The organism is Streptomyces sp. NBC_00400, from assembly GCF_036048035.1.
In the GTDB taxonomy this organism is placed as follows: domain Bacteria; phylum Actinomycetota; class Actinomycetes; order Streptomycetales; family Streptomycetaceae; genus Streptomyces.
The window spans coordinates 5,934,254-5,957,697 of sequence record NZ_CP107940.1; the positions used below are offsets into that span (position 1 = coordinate 5,934,254).

A 23,444-nucleotide genomic window follows, 5' to 3' on the forward strand; every position below is an offset into this window, starting at 1 on the left:
TACGCCGGAACCCCGGGGCGGTTGCCCGGCCGGCCCGCCCTGCCGGACACCTGCCGGACGGCTACCGGAACCAGAGCGTCCGGATCATCCGGTCTTCGGTCGTTCGGTCCCCGGGGCACGCCCGCCCGCACCACCCGATTTCCCGGCAACCCGTGCATCGGACAGCGCCGCCCGCCAGACCGTGACGAGCCGGACGCCGCCCCGCTTCTCCCGGCGGGTCTGATCCAGGGCGAGGCGCGCCGTCCGGCCCGCCAGCGTCAGCGTCATCAGCTGGTTGCCGAACCACGGGCCGCCCGTACGCCGCCACTTCACGGCCGGGCGGGTCAGCCGCCCGTGCCGGGCCAGCAGCTTCCCCAGCCAGCGGCCCGGCCGGCTCCAGCCGAAGCGGAAACCGGCCTGCAGCGAGCCGGGGATGCTGTTGTGAACGGGGGAGCAGGTCAGTTGCAGCACCCGGCTCGTGGGGTGCGGCCCGGCGCCGCGCCAGTGCGGCTCGGCCACATAGGCGTGGTGCACATCCCCGGACAGCACACAGACCGTCGCCGGAGCGTCCTCGCCACCACCGGCCTCGGCGATCAGCTCGGTGAGCGCGGTGAACGAACCGGGGAAGGCCGCCCAGTGCTCCAAGTCGGCGCGCTGGCGCAGGAATTCGCTTCTGCGGGCCCAGCGGGGGCCGCGCTCGCCGGCGCACAGCGCCGCGTTCCAGCCCTCCGCGGCGTGGATGAAATGCGGCAGCAGCCAGGGCAGCGAACTGCCCAGCAGCAGATGGTCGTAGCCGCCGCGCCCCTCCAGCACCGCCTGCCGCAGCCATTCACCCTCGGTCTTGTCGAGCATCGCGCGGTCGCTCTCGTCCAGCACGCGGGTGGCCCGGGTGTCGATCATGACCAGCCGCACCCGGCCGAAGTCGCGGCGGTAGCTCCAGCGGGCGCACGCCGGATCGGCATCCGCACCGGCCGCGAACTCCCGCACCGCCTCCGTCGCGTCCGGCAGCGCCCGCACCCGCGCGTACAGCTCGTCGGCGGCCAGCTCGGCGGGCGAGAGATTGCCCAGGTGCTGGTGGACCCAGTACGACATCAGGCCGCCGAGTATCCGCTCCCGCCACCAGGGGGTCGCCCGCATCCGGGCCACCCAGGCCGCCGAGGTGTTCCAGTCGTCGATCACATCGTGGTCGTCGAAGATCATGCAGCTGGGGACCGTGGACAGCAGCCAGCGGACCTCCGGGTCGAGCCAGGACTCGTAGTAGAGGTGGGTGTACTCCTCGAAGTCAGCGACCTGCTTCCAGGGCGGCTCGCCGAGGTCGCGGCGGCCGGCCAGCACGCGGGCGGTCGCCTCGGAGGTCTGGTCGGCGTAGACCTGGTCGCCCAGCAGGAGCAGCACGTCGGGGCGCGGACGGCCGGGATCGGCGGCCAGTGTGGCGGCGAGGGTGTCCAGGGCGTCGGGGCCGACCGGGTCGTGCGCCGCGTTCGAGGGCGTCGCCGACCAGCGGCAGGAGCCGAAGGCAAAGGCCAGCGGCTCGTCGGGGGAGGCGGGCAGCGTACGGATCGTGCTCGCCGGGAAGCGGCTGCCGGGCAGTGGCCAGACCTGCCCCAGGGCACCGCCGGGAGACGCCCCCGGCTCTTCCAGCAGGACCTCGTAGGGCGTCTCGGTGCCGGGCGTGAGGCCGGTCACCGGGACCAGCGCATAGTGGTGCCCGGCCACCTGCCAGGTCCGTTCCGCGCCGGCTGCCCCGCCGTCGCAGCGGATGTGCACCACGCACGGCTCATCGGTCTCCACCCACACCGTCGCGCTGTGCGCGTCGACGTAGCGCAGCAGCGGCCCCAAGCGCAGTCCGGCCATCGGTGTCTCCCCACTCGTCGTGGTCAGAGGATAGGAGCACCACGGGCGCTGCGGGGGGCCGGGGCGGCGGCGCGCCCGCCGGCCGGTGGTTCCGGCCGGCGGGCGCACAGGACCGGCTGCGCGGGGAGGGCGGCTCAGCAGCCGTCCAGGATCTTCTTCAGCGCGGCCTTCTCCGCCGAGTCCGCGGTCATGCCGTACTCATGCTTCACCGACACCCACATCCGGGCGTACTCGCAGTGGTACGAGGCCTTCGGCGGCAGCCACTTCGCCGGGTCCTTGTCACCCTTCTCCTGGTTGAGGTTGTCGGTGACGGCGATCAGCTGGGAGTGGGTGAGGTCGTTGGCCAGCTCCTGGCGGCGCGCGGTGGTCCACTGTGCGGCGCCCGACTTCCAGGCCTCCGACAGCGGTACGACGTGGTCGATGTCGAGGTCGGCCGGGTCGGTCCAGGTCGCGCCGTCGTAGGCCGAGACCCACTTGCCGCTGGTTGCCGCGCAGCTGCTGTCCTGCTGTACGTCCGTGCCGTCGCGCTTGAGCACCACTTCGCGGGTGTTGCAGTTCTTGCCCTGGTCGATCCAGTGCGGGAACTTGTCGCGGCTGTAGCCGTCCTGCGGGCCCTCGGGCTGTTCCTTGATCTGGGTGAGGTACGTCCGTGCGGTGGCCGCGTCCGGCGGGCTGGGAGGTGCCGCCTGGGCGGTCTGGCCGCTGAGTGCCAGCGTGCAGACCAGCGCCGCCGCCGATCCCGCGGCGAGGGAAACGCGACGCGCGTAGACCTTTTTCATCGAAACTCCCGGAATGTGGGGGGAAGTTACTGTGCGGTGCCGCCCCATCGTGGCGATGTGGGGTTTCCACGAGATGGGCACCAGGTAACAGAGTGGCGACATGCCCACGTCAGTTCAAGGGGGGCTGACGGGGCACCACAAATGCATCACGGCACTCCGGTTGACCTGCTCCCGCGTATGCGCCCCTGTCGCCGCCTTACAGTGAGCGCGTGCTGCTGCCGGTCAACGTCACCCTCGGGGTCGTCCTCGCCGTCCTGCTGGCCGCCGCGGTGGCCGTTGCCGCGCTGGCGCGCCTCGGTCATGCCCGGGCCATCGCCGTCGCCGGAGTGCGCGCCGCCGCCCAACTCGCCGCCGTCTCCTACCTCATCGGCTGGGTGGTGCACGCCCTCCCCTGGCTGCTGAGCTTCCTCGCACTGATGTTCGCGGTGGCGGTACGGACCGCAGGCCGCCGGATCACCCGGAACCGCACCTGGTGGTGGGCCGCCGTGCCGATCGCCGCCGGGGTCGTCCCGGTCGTCGCTCTGCTGCTGCTCACCGGCCTGGTGCCGCCGCGCGGCCTGACCCTGATCCCCGTCGCGGGCATCCTGACCGGCGGCGCGCTGACCGCCACCGTCCTGGGCGGGCGGCGGGCGCTGGACGAGCTGGCGACGCGGCACGGTGAGTTCGAGGCGGGTCTCGCGCTGGGGCTGGCGGACCGCGACGCCCGGATGGAGGTCGCCCGCCCGGCCGCTTCGGACGCCCTGCTGCCGGGGCTCGACCAGACCCGGACCGTGGGATTGGTCACGCTTCCCGGCGCCTTCGTCGGGATGCTGCTGGGCGGCGCCTCCCCCGTACAGGCGGGCGCGGTGCAGCTGTTCGTGCTGGTCGCCCTGCTGGCGGTGCAGGCGGCGGCCTGCGCGACGGTGCTGGAGCTGGTCGCGCGCGGACGGCTGCACCGCGTACCCTTGACGGCAGCAGAAGGGGAGTAGCTCTCTGCCGGACCGTCGACATACTGCCCTCCCGTTGCCCGCCCGCCCTTCCAGGTGGAGCGCCTGACCGGCGCCGGGACAACGGGGGAGCCGGCGCCCGGAGCCCGGTGCGTACGCGTACCGGGCCAGCGAGACCTTCGGCCGCAGTGTCTGACGCTGCCGTGCCGAAGCGACCCCTCTCCCGGGCCCCTTTGGTGCGGCCCGACCGATCGAGGTATTCCACCCCGTGTTCAGCCTTACCGTCGCCGCAGTCGTCTTCGGCGTCGTCTTCCTCGCCGAACTGCCCGACAAGACCGCCCTCGCCGGCCTGATGCTCGGCACCCGCTACCGCGCCTCGTACGTCTTCGCCGGCGTCGCCGCGGCCTTCCTGGTGCATGTGGCGCTCGCCATCGCCGCGGGCAGCGTGCTGACGCTGCTCCCGCACCGCTGGGTCCAGGGGGTGGTCGGCGTTCTCTTCCTGGCGGGCGCCGCCGTGCTGCTCTTCAGGAAGGACGACGACGAGGAAGAAGTGAAGAAGCCCACCGACCAGAGCTTCTGGAAGGTCTCCGGGGCGGGCTTCATGATGATTCTGGTCGCCGAGTTCGGTGATCTGACGCAGATCATGACCGCCAACCTCGCGGCCCGTTACGACGACCCGCTCTCGGTCGGCATCGGCGCCGTCCTGGCCCTGTGGGCGGTGGCCGGCCTGGGCATCCTGGGCGGCCGTACGCTCATGAAGTACGTGCCGCTGAAGCTCATCACCAAGATCGCGGCGGGTGTGATGCTGCTGCTGGCGGGCTTCAGCCTGTACGAGGCGGCTTCCGGCTGAGCCGTGCGCGGGACGGGGCGGGCGGGGGCTCCCGGCGGGCGCTCCCTCCTGGCCTCGCGGCTCCCCGCCCCGCGCCCGGCGCGGGGCTCAGTCCGTGAGATGCACCGCGATCATGCCGTCCGCCAGCGCCTCGACGCGGATGCCGGTGAGGTCGCGCACCTGCACGGTGGGGGCGAAAGCGGCGGCCCGGTCGCCGACGCCGACCACCCGCATGCCGGCCGCCCGGCCCGCCTCGATGCCCGCCTCGGAGTCCTCGAAGACCAGGCAGTCCTCGGGTGCGTGGCCCAGCTCGGCCGCGCCCTTGAGGAAGCCCTCCGGGTCGGGCTTGCTGGCGCTCACGCTCTCCGCCGTGATCCGCACGGCGGGCATCGGCAGCCCCGCCGCGCCCATCCGGGCGTCGGAGAGCGGGATGTCGGCGGAGGTCACCAGGGCGTGCGGGAGCGTGGCGAGCGCGGCCATGAAGGCGGGCGCGCCGGGCACCGGCACCACGCCGTCCGTGTCGGCGGTCTCCTGCGCCAGCATCCGGCGGTTGTCGGCCAGGTGGCGTTCCATGGGACGGTCCGGCAGCAGTGCGGCCATGGTGGCCCAGCCCTGCCGGCCGTGGACGACCTTGAGGACCTCGTCCGCGTCCAGTCCCTGCTCGTCGGCCCAGCGGCGCCAGCAGCGCTCGACGACCGCCTCGGAGTTCACGATCGTGCTGTCCATGTCCAGCAGCAGGGCGCGGGCGGTGAGCGTGGTGGTGGCCGGCATCGGCGGGCTCCTGGGCGCTACGGGCATACATACGGATGGTGCCGCGGTATGCGGACGGTCATACGGATGGTGCCGCCGTATGCGGACGGTCCTACGGGCGGTGCGGATCGCACGGGGAACACAAGAGTGGTTCCGCCCGCCGGTCAGGGAGTGCGGGCGGAACCACTTTGTTTCTTCACGATACAAAACGTATCCGGGTGCCGACAACCGGGCCTGGTCAGCGCCCCGCGCCGGGGCCGGTCCGCCGGGTCAGGGCGGGCTCTCCGCCGGGTCAGGACGGGCCCTCCGCCGGTGTCCTCGCCCGTGGCGTCGGGCAGTGACACGTACGGCCGAACGCGCAGCGGGTCAAAGCCGTCCGCATCGACCGCCGCACACAGACAGGCCGGCCGGCCGTCGCCGCGTACGGGGGCGGAGCAGTGCGGGCATAGCGGTGCCGTCACGAGCGGCCCCCTCCCTGGAGGCGTCGAACCGGCAGCGATTGCCCAAAGGGCACACCCGTTCGCACAGGCGCTCGAAGACATCCGTACGGCATATCCCGGATGTCCCCCGAACGGCCCCGGATACCGAACGCCGTCCGCGGGCCATATCCGGCCGAACCGCCCAGGATGGGAGGAGCCCGAAGGGCGCTCCGCGACGGAAAGGGCGGCCCGGCGGAACAGAGGAGACGCTCATGGCGCAGGACACCGGCGCTCCTGCCGTCCCCCGCGAGGGCGGGTCACGGCGAACGGTCCTCGCCGCGATCGGCGCGCTGCTGCTCGGCCTGCTCATCGCGGCGCTCGACCAGACCATCGTCGCCACCGCGCTGCCGACGATCGTCAGCGAGCTCGGCGGCCTCGACCACCTCTCCTGGGTGGTCACCGCCTACCTCCTGGCCTCGACGGCCGCGACTCCCCTGTGGGGCAAGCTCGGTGACCAGTACGGCCGCAAGAGGCTGTTCCAGACCGCCATCGTGATCTTCCTGATCGGGTCGGTGCTGTGCGGTATCGCGCAGAACATGGGCCAGCTGATCGCCTTCCGGGCCCTCCAGGGGCTGGGCGGCGGGGGCCTGATCGTGCTGTCGATGGCGATCGTCGGCGATATCGTGCCGCCCCGCGAACGCGGGAAGTACCAGGGCCTGTTCGGAGCCGTCTTCGGCGGTACCAGCGTCCTCGGACCGCTGCTCGGCGGGCTGTTCGTGGACCACCTCAGCTGGCGCTGGGTGTTCTACATCAATGTCCCCGTCGGCATCGTGGCGCTCGCCGTCATCGCCGCCGTGCTGCACATCCCGCGCCGCCGCACCCCGCACCGGATCGACTACTCGGGCACCGCCGTGATCGCCGCGGTCGCCGCCTGCTTCGTCCTGATGACCTCGCTCGGTGGCGTCAGCTACCCCTGGGCCTCCTGGCAGATCGTGGGCTGCGGCGTCCTGGGCGTCGTACTGCTGGCAGCGTTCCCCGTCATCGAGCGCCGGGCCGCCGAACCCGTCCTGCCGCTGCGCCTGTTCCGCAGCCGCACCTTCACACTGACCGCCGCCATCGGCTTCGTCGTCGGCTTCGCGTTGTTCGGCTCGATGACGTATCTGCCGACGTTCCTGCAGGTCGTGCAGGGGGTGACGCCGACCATGTCCGGGGTGCACATGCTGCCGATGGTGGTCGGCATGCTGCTCGCCTCCACCGGCTCAGGCCAGCTCGTCAGCCACACCGGCCACTACAAGGTCTTCCCGATCGCCGGCACCGGTGTCACGGCGCTGGGACTGCTGCTCCTGCACCGGCTCGAACCGTCCAGCGGCGTCGCGGGGATGAGCGCCTGCCTCTTCGTCTTCGGCTTCGGGCTCGGCCTGGTCATGCAGGTGCTGGTGCTCATCGCGCAGAACGCCGTCCCCTACCGGGACCTGGGCGTCGCCACCTCCGGCGCCACGTTCTTCCGCTCCATCGGCGCCTCGTTCGGGGTCTCCCTCTTCGGCACGCTCTTCACCAGCCGGCTCCGGCCGCGGATCGCCGACGCCGTCGCCGGAGCGCATCTGCCGCCGGGCGTCGACCCGTCCAGGATCGCCGAGGATCCGCGGACCGTCGACCGGCTGCCGTCCGGGCAGGCCGCCGGGGTCCTCAACGCCTACTCCGTCTCGATCACCGACGTCTTCCTCTACGCCGTCCCGGTCGTCCTGGCCGCGTTCGTGCTGGCCTGGTTCCTCAAGGAGGAGCCACTGCGCAGCAGCGTCACCGCCCCCGACACCAGCGAAGTGCTCTCCTCCAACCCCGTCGTGCGGTCCTCGCACGACGAATGCGCCCGCGCCCTGTCCACACTCGGCAGCAGGGAAGGCCGTAGGCGCATCTACGAGAAGATCACCGCTCGGGCCGGGCTGGACCTGGGACCTGCGGCCGGCTGGCTGATCCTGCGCATCCACCGCGACGGAGCGGTGGAACCGGCGCTGCTCGCCGAGCGCAGCACCGTCCCGCCCGGGGTGCTCTCGGAGAGCATCCGCCAGGTCGAGGAACGCGGACTCACCACCCGTGACGGGCAGGTCCTGCGGCTCACCGACAGCGGACGGGAGGCCGCCGACCGGCTCGCGGCGGCCCGCCGGCAGTCGCTCGCTCAGATGCTGGGCGACTGGTGGACCCAGGACCGGCCCACCGATCTCACCGCACTCGTCCGGGAGCTGACGGCGGAGCTGTGCGGCTCGGACGCGGAGGAGCCCCGCCACGGCCCTGCCCGCCGACCGCTGCCCCGCACCCCTCCGCACACGCCACAGCCGCCTGATCTGGCGAAGTGAACGTGCCGGAAGGCGAGTTGACGGCACCGGACCTCCCGACCGGTCAACGGCCCCCGTCCAGCCGCTTCTCGAAGAAGATCTCCGCGTAAGGGTCCTCGTGGTACGGATCGATCTCGACGAAGCCGTGCCGCCGGTAGAGCGCGACGGCCTCCACCAGATCCCGCCGGGTGTCCAGCCGGATCCGCTCGGCGCCCAGCTGCGCCGCGGCCCGCTCGGCGGCCGTGAGCAGCACGGCCGCACCGCCCCGGCCGCGCCGGGCGGCCCGTACGAACATCTGCTTGAGCTCCGCGGTCCGTGCGTCCAGCATCCGCACACCGACGCAGCCCGCCGCCACCGCGCCGTGGCGGGCCACCAGCAGCGTGCCGTGCGGCGGCGTCAGATCGGTGCTGGGGTACTCCGCCACCCCCTCGTCGATCTCCTCGGGAGTCGAGCGGCGGCCTTCGTGCAGGGCGAAGTAGCGGTCCGCCACCTCGGTGTAGTACTCGCGCAACAGCGCCTCGGCATCCGGCGAGCCGACCGGCTCCGCGGAGACGGCCCAGGGGAGGCGGAGGGCGGCGGCGTCACTCATGGCGTCATTGTGGCGGCCGGTGCGGCACGTGGCGCAACGGTTTTCCGAGTGACGCCGCCGAGGGCGCTCAGCCCTGCTTCGGGCCGGTCTGCTGCACCACCTCGAAGGACCACAGAGTGGAACCCGACGCGGCGGGCTTGGGCCGCTCGCCGCCCCCGTCGCCGCCCTGCTGGTGCGCGGCCTTCATGGGACCCTCCATCCACGCCTGGAACGACTCCTCGTCCCGCCACCGGGTGTAGACGAGGTACTGCTCGGTGCCCTCCACGGGGCGCAGCAGCTCGAACCACTCGAAGCCGTCGGAGGAATCCACGGTGCCGGCGCGCGACGCGAAGCGCTTCTCCAACACCTCGCGCTGCTCGGCGGGCACGGTCAGTACATTGATCTTGACTACGCTCATGGCTCCATCTTGCCGCACGGCCGCCCCGCGGCAACGAGCGAGGCGCGCCGCCTGCGCGACAGTGGTTGCATGGGCAAGGCCCGCGGGCGCGGTCGTTCAGCCGTGCAGCTTCAGGCCCTTGGTGATTTTGTCGATGATGCCGCGCGGTCCGTGGACGGCGAGTCCCACCAGATCGAGGTCGGCGACGGCCACCGCCCGTACCGCTGCCCGGTTGTCGTCGTCGTTTCCTGTGCGGAACATGTCGGCGGTGTACAGCGCGGTCGGTACGCCGCGGCTGAGTGCACGGGCGTGGGTACGGGTCAGCCCTCGGGCATCGGCGGTGTAGCACAGCACCGGCTCGCGGAAGAGTGCCAGGTAGTCCTGCCCGGAGGCGTCCTCGTAGGGCTTGCCCATGATGTCGTCACAGGCGTGCGCGATACCGCTGGCGAGGAAGGCGGTGACGTTCAGCTTCTGCCAGACGGCGAGGTCGTCCCGGACGATCACGGCGATCTTGGTGTCGAAGCGGGGCGCGGCCGGGGCCGTGCCGGGGGATGCGGCAGGGGCCGTGCCCGGGGCTGCGGTCGGGGCCGTGTCAGCGGATGCGGTCGGTGCAGTCGTCATACGGGGAGTGTCGTCCGGCATCCGGACGGCCGTCTTGAACGCTGGTGCGGCGCGGCAGACTGGAGTGATGAGCAGGCAGCACGGCGGGGACTGGGCGCGCTACTGGCGCGACCCCGAGCGGCCCCTGGAAGCGATGCATGCGCACTTCGTCCGCCATGTCTTCCACCCGCACAGTCATGACGCCTACTCGTTCGCCGTGACGGAGACCGGCGCCCAGCGCTTCACCTGCCGCGGTGCGGGCCACACCAGCGCGGCCGGCATGGTGATGGCGTTCAATCCGGACGACCCGCACGACGGGGAGTCCGCCGTCGAACTCGGCTTCACCTACCGGATCATGCACATCGGCCCGGACGTGGTCCGCGGCGTTCTCGACGATGTCACCGACGGCCGGGGCGCCATGCCGCTGTTCGCCCGTCCGGTCGTCGACGACCCGGTGCTGGCCCGCGCCCTGCGCCGGCTGCACCCGGCACTGGTCGGCGGCGCGGACCCGTTGGTGCGGGAGGAACGGCTCACCGCGGCCGTCGAAGCCATGGTGCGGCGCAATGCGTCCCGCGGCGCCACGCCCGCCGGACCGCGCGAACTGCCCCCGGGCGCGCAGGCACCGGCGGCCCGGCGCGTCCGCGAGCTGCTGAGGGCGGCCTACGACCAGCCGCTGTCCGCGCAGGATCTCGCCGATGCGGCGGGCTGCAGCCGTTTCGCGCTCTACCGGGCGTTCCGGGCCGAGTACGGCATGGCGCCCAGCGACTTCCAGCGGCTGCTGCGACTGCGCCGCGCCCGCACGCTGCTCATCGACGGCCGGCCGACGGCCGAGGCGGCCACCGAGGCCGGCTTCGCCGACCAGGCGCACTTCCACCGCTGGTTCGTCCGCTGCTTCGGTGTCACACCGGGTGCCTTCCGCGGGGCCGGGGCGCAGGCGTGAGGCGCCGGACGCGAGGCCGCAGCCGTGAGCCGTACACGTGAGGCAGGAGACCTGAGGCAGGAGACCTGAGGCAGGAGACCTGAGGCCGTACACAGCAGCGCTCCGCCCCGCCGGTTGGACCGGCGGGGCGGAAGGAAGCCGCAGTGGCAGCAGTGTCGGTAACGACCCGATCGGGCCGTCGTCCGCCGGGGCGCGTGGTGCGCTCCGTGCGGTGTGCGGTCAGGCTGCCGAGCCGGCCGCGGCCGCGCTGCGGACCTCGCGTGCCTCCGCCTCGGTCTCGACGGCCGGCGGGGAGCCGGGCAGCGGCTTGCGGGCGCTCTCCGACATCAGCAGGACGGCGATGCCGCCGATCACGGCCGCCGCCATCATGTAGTAGGCGGGCATCATCTTGTTGCCGGTCGCGCCGATCAGGGCGGTGACCACCAGCGGCGTCGTCCCGCCGAAGAGCGACACGGACACGTTGAAGCCGATCGACAGGGAGCCGTAGCGCACCTTGGTCGGGAAGAGTGCGGGCAGCGCGGACGGCATGGCCGCGGTGAAGGTGACCAGCAGCAGGCCGAGGGCGGCCATGCCCAGCGCGATGGCGGCCAGCGAACCCTGCCGGATCAGCAGCAGGGCCGGCACGGACAGCACCAGGAAGCCGGCGCAGCCCGCGCCGATGACCGGACGACGGCCGAAGCGGTCGGTGAGCCGGCCCGCGAACGGCTGGACGCCCATCATCAGGACCATCACCGCGAGCACGACCAGCAGTCCGTGCGTCTCGTCGTACTTGAGCTCCGAGGTCAGGTAGCTCGGCATGTACGACAGCAGCATGTAGTCGGTGACGTTGAAGACCAGGACCAGCCCGACGCAGAGCAGCATCGACCGCCACTGACCGAAGATCATCTCGCGGATACCGATCCGCTTCTCGGCCTCGCGGCGCGCCTTCTCCTTGGTCCGCGCCTCCTTCTCCAACTGGGCGAAGGCCGGGGTCTCTTCCAGCCGCATCCGCAGGTAGAGGCCGATGATGCCCATCGGTCCGGCGATCAGGAACGGGATGCGCCAGCCCCAGGAGGTCAGGTCGTCGGTGGACAGCAGCGCGGTCATCAGCGTGACCAGGCCGGCGCCGCCGACGTAACCGGCCAGGGTGCCGAACTCCAGCCAGCTGCCGAGGAATCCGCGCTTCTTGTCGGGCGCGTACTCGGCGATGAAGGTGGAGGCGCCACCGTATTCGCCGCCGGTGGAGAAACCCTGTACCAGGCGGGCGACGAGCAGCAGGATGGGCGCCCCGACGCCGATGGAGGCATAGGACGGGATCAGGCCGATGGAGAAGGTGCCCGCGGCCATCATGATCATGGTGATCGCCAGGATCTTCTGCCGGCCGATCTTGTCACCGAGCGGCCCGAAGACCATGCCGCCGATGGGACGGACCAGGAACGCCGCCGCGAACGCCCCGAACGTCGACAGCAACTGCGCGGTCGCATTCCCGGACGGGAAGAAGACGTGTCCGAGGGTGACCGCGATGTAGCTGTACACGCCGAAGTCGAACCACTCCATCGCATTGCCGAGCGCGGCCGCCGACACGGCACGTTTGACCATCGCGGGATCGACGATGGTCACCTCGTCCGATGGCTGCTGTGCCGGATCCCCGGCCCGCTCCCGTTGCGGATCGGATGCGGTATCGGCATGGCTGCCGACGGGGTTACGGGGCCCGGGGGCGACGGTGGAATGCGTCGGCACGTGCTCGCTCGCCTGCGCTCTCTTTGGACGACAACATGACTCCGCCCGCCACGGAGTGGCGGGCCCAAGCCCGCCATGGAGCGGCGGGCAAAGGTCGACCATAGGGGCAGACCGGATCATCACGGACAGTGCGCGGACGACCGCGCAGGTGGCCGTATACCCGCTCCTTGCTGGGGAAACGCCCTGTCGTGCAGCAATCCACGGCACTTATGTCTGTGATCCATATCGCGGTGATCCGCTGCAACCTTCGGCGGATTGTGAGGTGTGTCACGCGTAGGGGTGCACGCATAGGGGTGCCGCGGCCGGCATGGAAGCGGCGCGGGCCGGCATGGAAGCGGCGCGGCGGCACACTTCGGACCGCCGCGCCGATGTGGATCGTCGCGTTCCCTCAAGGATCGGCCATGGCCGCCGGCCCCGCCACTCGGGCGCGGGCCCGGCCGGCCGCCACGGTGCGCCCCCGCGTCGCCAGGGCAGCCGCAGCTCCGGCAGCCACGCCTCAGGGCGTCCGTGCCTCACGGCATCCACTCCTCACGGCATCCACGCCTCGTACGACATGACCTCCCCCGACTTGATCCTGAAGTCCGGCGCGTCCTTGGTGAAGGTGATCTCCAGCCCCAGGAGTTCCCCGGTGCGCGGATCGAGGATCACCATCTGGCGGGTGGAGTTCGCGGCGCCGTCGGGCCCGTCGTACACATACGCCTGCCCGCGCCGGCCCAGCCGGTCGGTGACCACGCCCGCCTGCCGCAGCCCGTCCGCATCGGCCAGCATCCGGACGATGGCGGCCGTCTCGCGCGGCCCCGGCGTCCACTCCTGACGGAAGGAGGAGAGCGCCTGCAGGAGCTCCGGAGTCGTACGGGTGCCGCCGGGACCGCCGTACAGCCACGACAGCTGTTCGCGCAGCGCCGCGGGGTCGGTCGACGGCCTCGTACGGGAAGCGAGGCCGCTGTGCTGGGCTTCGGAGCCCGCCGGATAGGTCTTGCGGTGCAGTACCTTGCCGTCGCTGACGGTCTGCCAGTGACCGTCGTTGTCGTGGATCACCGGGCGGCCCGGGTGCCGGGGGTCGGTGGCCACGACCAGTTCCGAGCCGCTGCCGTCGTCGTGCCAGCGGGTGATGCGCTCCTCGGGCACGGTGACGGGCGGATCGGCGTCGGGGCCCGACTCCATGCTCATGTACCAGCTCTGCAGATGGCTGCCCCGGCTCGGCCCGTCCGCGGCACCGGCCGCCCGCGCCCTGGCTTCCGCCCTGCGGGCGAGGACGTCCAGCGAGACGGACGGCGCATCGGCGTGCAGGGCGAGGGCGACGGGCGCCGCGACGGCGGGGCCGCTGCCGACACCGGAAAAGGTGAGTACGAGGGCGGCGACGACGGCCGTCGACACGGCGGTGGCGGTCAGGCCCAGCACCAGACGGCGGCGGCGCACGGGACGCGGACGGCTGCCGGGGACCGTGCCGGCCGTCAATGCCTGCAGGCGGGCCTCGGCCGACGCGGTCAGCGGGCGGTCGCGCCAGGGCCCCTCCTCGGCGGAGACGGGGTCGGCCTGCCGCAGCAGCTCCAGTTCCTCAGTCATGGCTGCGGCCTCCGGCTCGGGTCGGTACGGGGTGGTGGGCAACTCTGGGCGGCGTGGGTGGTGAGGGCGGCGGTGCAGGGAGTGACGGTGGCTGTGCAGGGGGCGCGTCGGGCCGTGGCGGGGGTGCGTCGGGCCGGGCGGCGCCTCTCTGCCGCATCCGCTCGATCTGCGTACGGAGCCGGCCGCGTGCCCGATGCAGCCGCATGGCCGCCGCGCTCCGGCCGCAGCCGAGGGTCACCGCCAGCTCCTCGACGGTCAGTTCCTCCCAGGCCGTCAGGCGCAGCACCTCCCGGTCGGCGGGGGAGAGCCGGGCCAGCGCCTCGTGCACCCAGGAGCCGGGCCGCTCCGCGTCCGGGCTTTCCACGGTCTGCCGTTGTTGCGCCGCCTCGTGGTTGCCGAGCCGGTGCAGCAGCCGCCGGTAACGGCCCAGCCCCCGCAGCGTATTGGCCAGACAGTTCCGGGCCACCCCGTACAGCCAGGGCAGTGGCGCATCGGGGAGTTCGGTGCGGCGTCTCCAGGCTATGGAGAAGACCTCCGCCACCACTTCCTCGACCTCGTGTGCCTGCCCGTCCAGCCGTCGCGCCACGAAGCGGCTGACCGCCCAGTAGTGCGCGCGATAGGCCTCGGCGAAGGCGTCGTCCGTGCTCATGAACCCTTGGTGTCCGGCATGGCCTTGATCGTCACACCTCCCCTGGGTGAGACTTCCCACCGGCCGTCAGGGCCCGCCGTTCCTCGCCTCGTGTGACGTCCGCGGCGGCTGCGGACACCTACGGGGCATGAGATCTCCCGTGAAGTGGCTGACGACCACCGACCACAAGACGATCGGCACGCTGTACCTGGTCACCGCCTTCGCATTCTTCTGCGTCGGCGGACTGATGGCGCTGCTGATGCGCGCCGAGCTCGCCCGTCCGGGCCATCAGCTCCTGTCGAACGAGCAGTTCAACCAGGCGTTCACGATGCACGGCACGGTCATGCTGCTGATGTTCGCGACGCCGCTGTTCGCCGGCTTCGCGAACTGGATCATGCCGCTGCAGATCGGCGCGCCCGACGTCGCCTTTCCCCGGCTGAACATGTTCGCGTACTGGCTCTATCTCTTCGGTTCGCTGATCGCGGTGGGGGGATTTCTGACGCCTCAAGGGGCGGCGGACTTCGGCTGGTTCGCGTATGCACCGCTCTCCGACGCCGTGCATTCCCCCGGTGTCGGCGGCGATATGTGGATCATGGGTCTGGCCTTCTCGGGCTTCGGCACGATCCTCGGTTCGGTCAACTTCATCACGACGATCATCTGCATGCGGGCACCCGGCATGACGATGTTCCGGATGCCGATCTTCACCTGGAATGTGCTGCTGACCGGTGTGCTGGTCCTGCTGGCCTTCCCGGTGCTGGCGGCGGCGCTGTTCGCGCTGGAGGCGGACCGTAAATTCGGGGCGCATGTCTTCGATGCGGCAAATGGCGGGGCGTTGCTCTGGCAGCATCTCTTCTGGTTCTTCGGCCATCCTGAGGTGTACATCATCGCTTTGCCGTTCTTCGGCATCATTTCCGAGGTCATTCCGGTGTTCTCCCGGAAGCCGATGTTCGGTTACATGGGTCTGATCGCGGCGACGGTGTCGATTGCCGGTCTGTCGGTCACGGTGTGGGCGCACCACATGTATGCAACGGGCGGTGTGCTGTTGCCGTTCTTCTCGTTCATGACGTTCCTGATCGCGGTGCCGACCGGTGTGAAGTTCTTCAACTGGATCGGCACGATGTGGAAGGGCTCGCTGTCCTTCGAGACGCCGATGCTGTGGACGATCGGCTTCCTGATCACCTTCACCTTCGGTGGTCTGACCGGTGTCATCCTGGCCTCGCCGCCGATGGACTTCCACGTCTCGGACTCGTACTTCGTGGTGGCGCACTTCCACTACGTGGTGTTCGGCACGGTCGTCTTCGCGATGTTCGCGGGCTTCCACTTCTGGTGGCCGAAGTTCACCGGCAAGATGCTGGACGAGCGGCTGGGCAAGATCACCTTCTGGACGCTGTTCGTGGGCTTCCACGGCACCTTCCTCGTCCAGCACTGGCTGGGTGCCGAGGGCATGGTGCGGCGTATCCCCGACTATCTCGCCGCGGACGGATTCACCGCCCTGAACACCGTCTCCAGCATCTTCTCCTTCCTTCTCGGGCTCTCCCTGCTGCCGTTCTTCTACAACATCTGGAAGACGGCGAAGTACGGCGAGAAGGTCGAGGCCGACGACCCGTGGGGCTACGGCCGCTCGCTGGAGTGGGCGACGTCCTGCCCGCCGCCGCGGCACAACTTCCGCACCCTGCCGCGCATTCGCTCCGAATCCCCGGCATTCGACCTGCACCACCCGGAAATCGCAGGAGGCAGGGAGGCCCTGGCGGATGCCGCCGGGAAAACGCCTGCCGCCGGCATCGGGGCACGTACATGAGCGAGGGAATGCGAAGGAGCGAGGGAATGCGAAGGAGTGCGGGAACGCGGAGAGGCGCGGAAATGCGGCGGAGTGAGGAAGTGCGCAGGGGCGAGGAAGTGCAGCGGCGCGAGGAAAAGCAGAGGGGTGAGGAAATGCAGTGGGACCAGGCCATCAACGAGATCGAGGGATTTCTCCTCTGGGAGGCGGAGAAGGACCGGACCCGCACCCGCGCCCAGGCCTTCTGTGCCGGCCTGCCCTGGCTCACCGACTCCCAGCGGCGGGAAGTGGAGTGGCGCTACTGCCGGGACCAGCGCGATACCTCACGCGCCTACCTGGAGCGCATCGCGGTCCGCAGCGCCACTCTGCGGACCGAATACGAAGACGTCTACCGGGCCCTGCGGCGACGGCTGATCACCGGGCTCCTGAGCGGCACGGTGGCCGTGGCGGCGCTGGTGACCGTAGCGGCCGCCGGCCTGGCCGTACGCTGAGAGCGACGCGACGGCCCGCTGTGCCCCGGGAACGGGCGGACGTCCCCGGGGCGGGAACGGGCGGGCGAACGTCCCCCGGGGCGGTAACGGGTGACGCCCGCTCACCACGGCCCGTCACCCGTGGCCCGTCCGCCGCTCAGGCCGTGACGGTGATCTGGGACGCGGGGTCGGTGGTGTCACTGACCTTGTAGACGGCGTTGAACGTCGAGGTGGTCGCGCTGGTCGGGCAGCCGAAACCGCCCGTCACCTTCACCGGCACCTGTGCGTTGGTGAAGCCGAGAGCGGAGGGCGCGCCGTTGGTCCAGGTGCCGTTCACCGTTGCTGCCGAGGTGGGGGCCGCGGTCACCGTGCAGGACGCCAGACCGCTGGTCTTGAGCACGAAACCGCCGACGGGGATGGTCAGTCCGGCGGTCACCGGCGCCCCGTTCTGCATGGCCACGCCCCAGGTGCCGCTGGTGGTGACACTCGCGCTGACACCCGGCATGCTCGTCGAGCAGGAGCTGTAGGTGGCCGGAGTGGTGGAGCTGCTGACCGGGCCCGCCGGGTTCTGGTTGCCGGGCGCGGCCGGAACCTGCCCGCTGGAGGAAGAGACCGTACAGGTGACGGTCACCGAACCGGCCTTGAAGGTGGCCTTGCCGCTGAGCGCGGCGGTGAAGCTGTGGCCTGCGGGGCTCACGGTCGTGGACGCTGCCGGGGCGGATGCGGCGGCGGCGGGCTGTGCCGTCGCCGAGCCCGTCATGGCGAGCGACAGACCGAGGGCCGCGACGACCCCGGTACCGGCGGTGAGTAAGGCGTGCTGACGGGGTGTGTGCCGGGCGGGCTGCGTCATGGTCATCGCGGGTCTCCTTCGAGGGGGTGGGGTGCCGGAGGGAGCGGGTGGTGCCGGAGGGTGTGGTGCGCGTGGGTGATGCGGGCAGCGCTCCGGTTCCGTACGCGGGCAAGGCGTGGGGATGTGCGTACGGGCGGACGCCGGCCGGCGGCGGGCTTACGGTTCGCTGGGGGCCGGCGCACTGCTGCCGGGCTCGGCACGGGCTCCGGGCTCGGCACGGGCTCCGGGTTCGGCACGGGCTCCGGGTTCGGCACGGGCTCCGGGTTCGGCAATGGTCCCGGACTCGGCAACGGCCGTGGGAGCAGTGGCGGTTGTGGCGGTTGTGGCGGTTGCGGTGGTGGCGGAGCCTTCGGGATCCGTCGGGGCGACCGGCTGCCAGGCAAAGATCATCGAGCCGCCGAGAATCCCGATGATGGTGCCGATCAAGAAGCCGCCGAGGTTGGACATCACCAGCGCGGCCGCCGCGCACAGCACGGTGAGCACGCCCGCGAGGCCCCGGTAGTGCGGCGCGAACCACGCCGAGAGCCCCATCACGATCATCACCAGCCCCATCAGCACCGACGGGATGCCCGCGATGCCCTGTTGCAGCATGATCTTCAGCGGTGCCAGCGGGATGGCGCAGATCTCGGCGCCGGCGACGACGGCCGCCAGGCCGCCCCAGAAGGGCCGCCCCCTCCGCCAGCGCCGCCAGGTCAGAAGCATTCCTTCTTGCCCTTGGAGATCTTCATGTTGAGGCCGGACAGCTTGAAGGTCCCCGCGTTGGTGGCCCAGGCGGTCTGCCGGAGGTTGCCGATGTTGATGTCATCGGCCTGCTGGGCGAACAGGTCCTGCATGCCCTGGGCGCTGTCCGGCCCCTTGTCGAGGGTGGAGGCGTCCCGGCCGATCTCGATCTGGTGGAAGGTCGCATCGCCGGAGAGCTGGGTGGCGTCCACGAAGAGATTGGTCGCCTCGACGGGCTTGCCGCCCGTACCGGCGCTGAGGTTGAGCGAGATATCGCCGATGACCGGCAGGTGGGTGACGACCGACTGGCACAGGTGGTTCATCTGGGCCGACTTGATGGCGGTGACGGCGACCGGCAGGAGATCTCCCCTGGCGTTCGCGTCCACGCCGCCGTACTGGGCGAACCCTTCGCCCTTGAGGCTGTCTGCGGAGACCTTGAACTGCTGTCCCGAGACGGCGAACGATGCCGCCAGTGCCCCGTTGGCCAGGGCGATGCCCAGGGCGGCGGTGCCGGCGAGGGCCGGGACGGACAGCACGGCGAACTTCCGCCAGCTGATACGTCCCGTGACAGGTCTGCCGTGTGCGTCCTTCATGATGGTATGTCCCCTTCGGAGAGCGGTGGAGCGCACTGTCGAACGCGTGGGGTGCGGTTGCGCAAGGTGCGGATGCGCAAGATGCGGTTGGTGCTGACGTCGCGCGGAGAGCCGGCCTGGGCATCCATGGGGGACGTCGTGCGGCTCGGGGGTGCGCGGCGTCGAGCGGTGCGCGAAAATGTCGAACTGCCAATTGTTACTGGCGAGTTGAATGTAAGTCTGCCCATGGCGGCTGGCAAGGTTGAGGGCGGAACCGTTTTCGGACATACCGTCGGTCCGGCTTTCGCCGCTCGCTGCCGGCCTCTCGCCGCTCGCCGTTGGCCGCTCGCCGCCGGTGATCGGCGGCCGCCGACCGTCGGCCGCCGACCATTGTCCGTTGTGCCCGTCGGCTCAGCCGTAGTGGACCTGAAGCTCCTTGACCCCATTGAGCCAGGCCGAGCGGAGCCGGCGCGGGTCGCCCGCCAGGCTGATGCCGGGCATGGCGTCGGCGAGCGCGTTGAAGATCAGGTTGATCTCCAGGACCGCAAGGGACTTGCCGAGGCAGAAGTGCGGCCCGCCGCCGCCGAACCCCAGGTGGGGGTTGGGGTCGCGGGTGATGTCGAAGACCTCGGGGTGGTCGAAGACCTCCGGGTCGTGGTTGGCGGAGGAGTAGAAGATCCCCACCCGCTGCCCCTTCTTGATCTTCGCCCCGCCCAGTTCGGTGTCCTGGGTGGCGGTGCGCTGGAAGGAGACCACCGGCGTCGCCCACCGCACGATCTCCTCGGCCGTCGTCCCGGGGCGCTCGCGTTTGTAGAGCTCCCACTGGTCGGGATGGGTGAGGAAGGCGTGCATCCCGTGGGTGATGGCATTGCGCGTCGTCTCGTTGCCGGCCACCGCCAGCAGCAGCACGAAGAAGCCGAACTCGTCCGAGCCGAGATTCCCCTCGTGCTCCGCCGCGACCAGCCGGCTGACGATGTCCTTGGCCGGGCACTCCTTGCGCGCCGCGGCGAGGTTCATGGCGTACGAGATCAGCTCCATGGCCGCGTTGACGCCGACCTCTTCGGTGATGGCCAGTTCGGGATCGTCGTACGCGATCATCTTGTTCGACCAGTCGAAGATCCGGGCCCGGTCGTCCTGGGGGATGCCGATGAGTTCCGCGATGGCCTGGAGGGGGAGTTCGCAGGCGATATCGGTGACGAAGTCGCCGGAGCCCTTCCGGCGCGCCCCGGCGACGATGTGCGCCGCCCGGTCGCGCAGCGCGTCCTCCAGGGCGCGGATGGCGCGCGGGGTGAAGCCGCGCTGCACGATCTGGCGGACCCGGGTGTGCTCGGGCGGGTCCATGTTGAGCATGATCAGCTTCTGGACGTCGATCTGGTCGCGGGTCATGGACGACTGGAAGCGGATGATCGAGGTGTTGAGGTTCGCGGAGAAGATCTCCGGCTTGGTGGACACCTCTTTGACGTCCTGGTGACGGGTGACCACCCAATAGCCGTCGTCACCGAAACCGGCGATGCCGTGCGGCTGGGCGTTCCACCACACGGGCGCGGTCTGCCGCAACTGCGCGAACTCCGGGAGCGGAACGCGGGACTGGTAGACGTCGGGGTCGGTGAAGTCGAACCCTTCGGGCAATGCGGGGCATGGCATCGGCGACTCCTGGTCCATCCGGCGGCCGGCGTCTGGCGTCGGGCGGTGTCCGGCGCCCGGCGGTGTCTGACGGTGCATCAGATATGGGTCGCGGTGAACGTAGTGACGAGTTCTGTAACTAGCAAGGGTCGTGGCGACTCCCTTTCCGGACAACAGCGTTGCATGCCCCTTGCGTCCCGGGGGGTGGCTCATAAGACTGTGGCAGAACTAGAACGCGTACTAGTTCTTCTTCCGTGGGTGCCGGGACGCCCCGCGGACGCGAGGAGAGGACGAGTCAGTCATGGCCGCGGAACCCGTCATCGTCGAAGCAGTACGCACCCCGATCGGCAAGCGCCAAGGCGCGCTCGCCAACCTGCACCCCGCCTATCTCCTGGGCGAGACCTACCGCGAACTCCTCGCCCGTACGGGCATCCAGCCCGACTGCGTCGAACAGATCGTCGGCGGCACCGTCACCCACGCCGGTGAACAGTCCATGAACCCGGCACGCAACGCCTGGCTGGCGATGGGCCTCCCGTACGAGACCGCCGCGACCACGGTGGACTGCCAGTGCGGCTCCTCCCAGCAGGCCAACCACATGGTCGCCAACATGATCGCGGCCGGGGTCATCGACATCGGCATCGGCTGCGGCGTCGAGGCGATGTCCCGGGTGCCGCTGGGCAGCGGCTCCAAACACGGCCCCGGCAAGCCCTGGCCCGACGAGTGGAACGTCGACCTGCCCAACCAGTTCGAGGCGGCCGAACGGATCGCCCGCAAGCGGGGGCTGAGCCGTGCGGACGTCGACTCGCTCGGCCTGCGCTCCCAGGAACGGGCGGCCGCCGCCTGGGCCGAGGAACGCTTCAAACGGGAGACGTTCGCCGTCCAGGTCCCCACCACCGAGGACGAACAGGCCGCGGGCCAGGGCATGTGGCGGCTGGTCGACCACGACGAAGGGCTGCGCGACACCAGCCTGGAGGCCCTGGGCGGCCTCAAGCCCGTGATGCCGACCGCCGTCCACACGGCGGGCAACTCCTCGCAGATCTCCGACGGTGCCGCCGCGGTGATGTGGGCCTCCAAGCGCATGGCACGCGCCCTCAAGCTCAAGCCGCGGGCCCGCATCGTGGCCCAGGCGCTGGTCGGCTCCGATCCGCACTTCCACCTGGACGGTCCCATCGACGCCACCCGGGCCGTGCTCGGCAAGGCCGGGATGTCCCTCAAGGACATCGACCTCGTCGAGATCAACGAAGCCTTCGCCTCCGTGGTGCTCTCCTGGGCGCAGGTCTTCGAGCAGGACCTGGAGAAGGTGAACGTGAACGGCGGCGCGATCGCCCTGGGCCACCCGGTCGGCGCCACCGGCGCCCGGCTCCTCACCACCGCACTCCACGAACTCGAACGCCGGGACAAGGAGTTCGCCCTGATCACCATGTGCGCGGGCGGGGCACTGGCGACGGGGACGATCATCCAGCGGCTGTAGGGCCTGGCGGGGCGGGCGCCGGTGGCTGTCACCGCGAGGGGAAGGACGGTTGCCGGGTCCGGGGCCAGGGCCAGGGCCGAGGCCTGGGCTTGGGCCGAGGCCTGGGCTTGGGCTTGGGCTTGGGCCGGGGTCGGGGTCGGGGTCGGTTGCCCCGCATCGGGGGTGCGGGGCCGCGGGGGGATTCTCTCCACCCTGAGGGAAACCTCAGTTGAGTTGGGGGGAAACCCGCATTCCGCGGGGCACGCGCTCTCCGTAGCGTCGACGACATGACGAAGAACGCCGCGCAGCAACAGCATGCACCTTCCGCCGCGTCCGGTGCACCGGCCGAGCCGGGGGCATTACGCGGACAACGGTGCGTGCCGCGTGCACTGGCCGCGGGAGCCGCTCTCGCGCTGACAGTGCTGACGACGGCCCCGGCCGCGCTGGCGGCACCGTCACACCTGACTCCGGGTGCCGCACAGGGCGCCCGCGCCGCCGCACGGACGACCACCGGCTCCGTGCCGAGCACGGCCCAGAAGCGAGGGACGCTCCTCTCCCTCACGCCCCTCGGCCGGCAGAACCGCGCCGAGGTCGTGGCCCGGGCGCAGAAGCAAGGCCTGGAGGCCGGCACCGCCCGGCACGGCGTCGCCGCATACCGCCTGATCTACCGCACGATCACGCCCGAAGGCCGCCCCACCACCGCGTCGGGCCTGCTGGCCCTCCCCGTCGGCAGCGGCCGTCGGCCTCTCCCACCCGTCGTCCACGGTCACGGCACCCTCGCCTACCGGGCCGACGCCCCGTCGGTGGCGGAAGGGCCCGACCGCGCGGTGTCGGTGCTGTACGCCTCGGCCGGTCGCGCCGCCCTCGCCCCCGACTACCTCGGCCTCGGCGCCGGCCCCGGGCACCACCCCTACATGGACGCCCGGTCCGCCGCCTCGGCTTCCCTCGACATGCTCCGGGCAGCGCGTTCCGCCGCCCCGGAACTCGGCGCCACCCTCGGCCGCACGGTGTCACTGACCGGCTTCTCGCAGGGCGGGCAGGCCACCATGGAACTGGGCCGTGAACTCGCCCGCGGCGCCGATCCCCGATTCCGGCCGGGGATGCTCGCCCCGGTCGGCGGGCCGTACGACCTCGACGGCAGCGAACTCCCCGGCATATTCGACGGTCGTATCGCTCCCGGGGCCGCCGTCTACTACCTCTCCTACTTCCTCACCGCACAGAACCGTCTGCACCCCCTCTACCGCGATCCGGGCGAAGTGTTCCGTGCGCCCTACGCCCACCGCGTCGAGGACCTTTTCGACGGCAGCCACTCGGAGGAGGACATCGTCGGAAAGCTCCCCGCCCGCATCGAAGACCTGCTCACCCAGACCTGGTACAAGAAGCTCCAGCACCCTTCCGGCGCCCTGCTCGAAGCCCTCCGCGCCAACGACCGTACCTGCGAATGGAAGCCGGGCCGGGGCGTGCGGATCACGCTGTACACCGCCACCGGCGACCGTGACGTGCCCATAGCCAACGCCCGTAGCTGTGCAAAGGATCTGGCCGGCCACGGCACCCGGGCCACGGTCATCGACCAGGGCGCCGACGCCGGTCACGGCACCTCGTTCCTGCGCTCGGAACCGTCCATAGCCCGCGCCCTGCCGGTCGCCCGCTGACACCGCTCAGGCGGCGTCAAGCCGGTCCGGCGGTGCTGCCCCGGGC

The 23,444-nt window shown here is 71.0% G+C and carries 20 protein-coding genes and 1 pseudogene; 8 read left to right on the forward strand and 13 right to left on the reverse strand.

What is annotated here, in order from left to right; translation table 11 throughout:
• Positions 1 to 84: 84 nt before the first annotated feature.
• Positions 85 to 1,833: an alkaline phosphatase D family protein gene (locus OHS81_RS25975; RefSeq protein ID WP_328387062.1), complete on the reverse strand. Its 1,749-nt coding sequence runs from the start codon at positions 1,831 to 1,833 to the stop codon at positions 85 to 87.
• A gap of 134 nt (positions 1,834 to 1,967) precedes the next feature.
• Positions 1,968 to 2,612 (reverse strand): HNH endonuclease family protein, encoded by a 645-nt coding sequence (locus tag OHS81_RS25980; protein WP_328387063.1) that lies wholly within the window; start codon positions 2,610 to 2,612, stop codon positions 1,968 to 1,970.
• A gap of 209 nt (positions 2,613 to 2,821) precedes the next feature.
• Here OHS81_RS25980 and OHS81_RS25985 point away from each other — a divergent pair, with 209 nt between their 5' ends.
• Complete coding sequence (locus tag OHS81_RS25985; RefSeq protein WP_328387064.1) at positions 2,822 to 3,580, forward strand: ABC transporter permease; 759 nt, start codon at positions 2,822 to 2,824, stop codon at positions 3,578 to 3,580.
• Positions 3,581 to 3,806: 226 nt separating this feature from the next.
• Positions 3,807 to 4,388: a TMEM165/GDT1 family protein gene (locus OHS81_RS25990; RefSeq protein WP_328387065.1), complete on the forward strand. Its 582-nt coding sequence runs from the start codon at positions 3,807 to 3,809 to the stop codon at positions 4,386 to 4,388.
• A gap of 87 nt (positions 4,389 to 4,475) precedes the next feature.
• On the opposite strand, the gene OHS81_RS25995 is transcribed toward OHS81_RS25990, so the two are convergent.
• The gene (locus OHS81_RS25995; protein WP_328387066.1) at positions 4,476 to 5,138 is read right to left on the reverse strand and encodes an HAD-IA family hydrolase; all 663 of its coding nucleotides are present in this window, start codon (positions 5,136 to 5,138) and stop codon (positions 4,476 to 4,478) included.
• Between the two features lie 670 nt (positions 5,139 to 5,808).
• Here OHS81_RS25995 and OHS81_RS26000 point away from each other — a divergent pair.
• Positions 5,809 to 7,887, forward strand: a complete 2,079-nt coding sequence (locus tag OHS81_RS26000) for an MDR family MFS transporter (protein ID WP_328387067.1) — start codon at positions 5,809 to 5,811, stop codon at positions 7,885 to 7,887.
• Positions 7,888 to 7,930: 43 nt separating this feature from the next.
• Here the strand turns inward: OHS81_RS26000 and OHS81_RS26005 are convergent, their stop codons facing one another.
• From OHS81_RS26005 to OHS81_RS26015, 3 genes are all read right to left on the reverse strand, one after another.
• Positions 7,931 to 8,455: a GNAT family N-acetyltransferase gene (locus OHS81_RS26005; protein WP_328387068.1), complete on the reverse strand. Its 525-nt coding sequence runs from the start codon at positions 8,453 to 8,455 to the stop codon at positions 7,931 to 7,933.
• A 67-nt stretch (positions 8,456 to 8,522) separates the two neighbouring features.
• Positions 8,523 to 8,852, reverse strand: coding sequence for an antibiotic biosynthesis monooxygenase family protein (locus OHS81_RS26010; RefSeq protein WP_129296640.1), 330 nt, complete (start codon positions 8,850 to 8,852; stop codon positions 8,523 to 8,525).
• A gap of 96 nt (positions 8,853 to 8,948) precedes the next feature.
• Positions 8,949 to 9,452: a DUF2000 family protein gene (locus OHS81_RS26015; RefSeq protein ID WP_328387069.1), complete on the reverse strand. Its 504-nt coding sequence runs from the start codon at positions 9,450 to 9,452 to the stop codon at positions 8,949 to 8,951.
• Positions 9,453 to 9,519: 67 nt separating this feature from the next.
• On the opposite strand from OHS81_RS26015, the gene OHS81_RS26020 reads away from it, so the two are divergent.
• Positions 9,520 to 10,371 carry an AraC family transcriptional regulator gene (locus OHS81_RS26020; RefSeq protein ID WP_328387070.1) on the forward strand — a complete coding sequence of 284 codons (852 nt, stop codon included), beginning with the start codon at positions 9,520 to 9,522 and terminating at the stop codon, positions 10,369 to 10,371.
• Between the two features lie 219 nt (positions 10,372 to 10,590).
• Here OHS81_RS26020 and proP read toward each other — a convergent pair whose 3' ends face one another.
• The 3 genes from proP to OHS81_RS26035 form a co-directional block, all read right to left on the reverse strand.
• Positions 10,591 to 12,090, reverse strand: a complete 1,500-nt coding sequence (gene proP / locus OHS81_RS26025) for a glycine betaine/L-proline transporter ProP (RefSeq protein WP_443058767.1) — start codon at positions 12,088 to 12,090, stop codon at positions 10,591 to 10,593.
• Between the two features lie 528 nt (positions 12,091 to 12,618).
• Complete coding sequence (locus OHS81_RS26030) at positions 12,619 to 13,656, reverse strand: CU044_5270 family protein (protein WP_328387071.1); 1,038 nt, start codon at positions 13,654 to 13,656, stop codon at positions 12,619 to 12,621.
• Positions 13,649 to 14,305, reverse strand: a complete 657-nt coding sequence (locus OHS81_RS26035; protein ID WP_328387072.1) for an RNA polymerase sigma factor — start codon at positions 14,303 to 14,305, stop codon at positions 13,649 to 13,651. The genes OHS81_RS26030 and OHS81_RS26035 overlap by 8 nt, the downstream gene beginning before the upstream one ends.
• 139 nt (positions 14,306 to 14,444) lie before the next feature.
• Here OHS81_RS26035 and ctaD point away from each other — a divergent pair.
• Positions 14,445 to 16,082, forward strand: a pseudogene (ctaD, locus tag OHS81_RS26040) (aa3-type cytochrome oxidase subunit I); the annotation flags it as partial.
• Between the two features lie 134 nt (positions 16,083 to 16,216).
• Complete coding sequence (locus OHS81_RS26045) at positions 16,217 to 16,552, forward strand: hypothetical protein (RefSeq protein WP_328387073.1); 336 nt, start codon at positions 16,217 to 16,219, stop codon at positions 16,550 to 16,552.
• 136 nt (positions 16,553 to 16,688) lie between these two features.
• Here OHS81_RS26045 and OHS81_RS26050 read toward each other — a convergent pair whose 3' ends face one another.
• The 4 genes from OHS81_RS26050 to OHS81_RS26065 all read right to left on the reverse strand — a co-directional run bounded on the left by OHS81_RS26050 (position 16,689) and on the right by OHS81_RS26065 (position 20,317).
• Complete coding sequence (locus tag OHS81_RS26050; protein ID WP_328387074.1) at positions 16,689 to 17,387, reverse strand: hypothetical protein; 699 nt, start codon at positions 17,385 to 17,387, stop codon at positions 16,689 to 16,691.
• Between the two features lie 150 nt (positions 17,388 to 17,537).
• Positions 17,538 to 18,083, reverse strand: a complete 546-nt coding sequence (locus OHS81_RS26055; protein WP_328387075.1) for a DUF6114 domain-containing protein — start codon at positions 18,081 to 18,083, stop codon at positions 17,538 to 17,540.
• Complete coding sequence (locus OHS81_RS26060; protein ID WP_328387076.1) at positions 18,074 to 18,694, reverse strand: DUF6230 family protein; 621 nt, start codon at positions 18,692 to 18,694, stop codon at positions 18,074 to 18,076. Before OHS81_RS26060 ends, OHS81_RS26055 begins: the two co-directional genes overlap by 10 nt.
• A 390-nt stretch (positions 18,695 to 19,084) precedes the next feature.
• On the reverse strand, positions 19,085 to 20,317 hold the full coding sequence (locus tag OHS81_RS26065) for a cytochrome P450 (RefSeq protein WP_328387077.1): 1,233 nt from the start codon (positions 20,315 to 20,317) through the stop codon (positions 19,085 to 19,087).
• 280 nt (positions 20,318 to 20,597) lie between these two features.
• Between OHS81_RS26065 and OHS81_RS26070 the strand changes: the two genes are divergently transcribed.
• Positions 20,598 to 21,767 (forward strand): steroid 3-ketoacyl-CoA thiolase, encoded by a 1,170-nt coding sequence (locus tag OHS81_RS26070; protein ID WP_328387078.1) that lies wholly within the window; start codon positions 20,598 to 20,600, stop codon positions 21,765 to 21,767.
• Between the two features lie 266 nt (positions 21,768 to 22,033).
• Positions 22,034 to 23,398: an alpha/beta hydrolase family protein gene (locus OHS81_RS26075; RefSeq protein WP_328387079.1), complete on the forward strand. Its 1,365-nt coding sequence runs from the start codon at positions 22,034 to 22,036 to the stop codon at positions 23,396 to 23,398.
• Positions 23,399 to 23,444 lie beyond the last annotated feature (46 nt).

Bases quoted from the DNA above. Each gene is read 5' to 3' on its own strand.
- OHS81_RS25975 (WP_328387062.1), bottom strand. From the start codon at position 1,833: ATGGCCGGACTGCGCTTGGGGCCGCTGCTGCGCTACGTCGACGCGCAC.
- OHS81_RS26020 (WP_328387070.1), top strand. From the start codon at position 9,520: ATGAGCAGGCAGCACGGCGGGGACTGGGCGCGCTACTGGCGCGACCCC.
- OHS81_RS26015 (WP_328387069.1), bottom strand. From the start codon at position 9,452: ATGACGACTGCACCGACCGCATCCGCTGACACGGCCCCGACCGCAGCC.
- OHS81_RS26000 (WP_328387067.1), top strand. From the start codon at position 5,809: ATGGCGCAGGACACCGGCGCTCCTGCCGTCCCCCGCGAGGGCGGGTCA.
- OHS81_RS26065 (WP_328387077.1), bottom strand. From the start codon at position 20,317: ATGCCATGCCCCGCATTGCCCGAAGGGTTCGACTTCACCGACCCCGAC.
- OHS81_RS26055 (WP_328387075.1), bottom strand. From the start codon at position 18,083: ATGCTTCTGACCTGGCGGCGCTGGCGGAGGGGGCGGCCCTTCTGGGGC.
- OHS81_RS26030 (WP_328387071.1), bottom strand. From the start codon at position 13,656: ATGACTGAGGAACTGGAGCTGCTGCGGCAGGCCGACCCCGTCTCCGCC.
- OHS81_RS26060 (WP_328387076.1), bottom strand. From the start codon at position 18,694: ATGAAGGACGCACACGGCAGACCTGTCACGGGACGTATCAGCTGGCGG.
- OHS81_RS26035 (WP_328387072.1), bottom strand. From the start codon at position 14,305: ATGAGCACGGACGACGCCTTCGCCGAGGCCTATCGCGCGCACTACTGG.
- OHS81_RS26075 (WP_328387079.1), top strand. From the start codon at position 22,034: ATGACGAAGAACGCCGCGCAGCAACAGCATGCACCTTCCGCCGCGTCC.
- OHS81_RS26050 (WP_328387074.1), bottom strand. From the start codon at position 17,387: ATGACCATGACGCAGCCCGCCCGGCACACACCCCGTCAGCACGCCTTA.
- OHS81_RS25995 (WP_328387066.1), bottom strand. From the start codon at position 5,138: ATGCCGGCCACCACCACGCTCACCGCCCGCGCCCTGCTGCTGGACATG.
- OHS81_RS26010 (WP_129296640.1), bottom strand. From the start codon at position 8,852: ATGAGCGTAGTCAAGATCAATGTACTGACCGTGCCCGCCGAGCAGCGC.
- OHS81_RS26070 (WP_328387078.1), top strand. From the start codon at position 20,598: ATGGCCGCGGAACCCGTCATCGTCGAAGCAGTACGCACCCCGATCGGC.
- OHS81_RS26005 (WP_328387068.1), bottom strand. From the start codon at position 8,455: ATGAGTGACGCCGCCGCCCTCCGCCTCCCCTGGGCCGTCTCCGCGGAG.
- OHS81_RS25980 (WP_328387063.1), bottom strand. From the start codon at position 2,612: ATGAAAAAGGTCTACGCGCGTCGCGTTTCCCTCGCCGCGGGATCGGCG.
- OHS81_RS26045 (WP_328387073.1), top strand. From the start codon at position 16,217: ATGCAGTGGGACCAGGCCATCAACGAGATCGAGGGATTTCTCCTCTGG.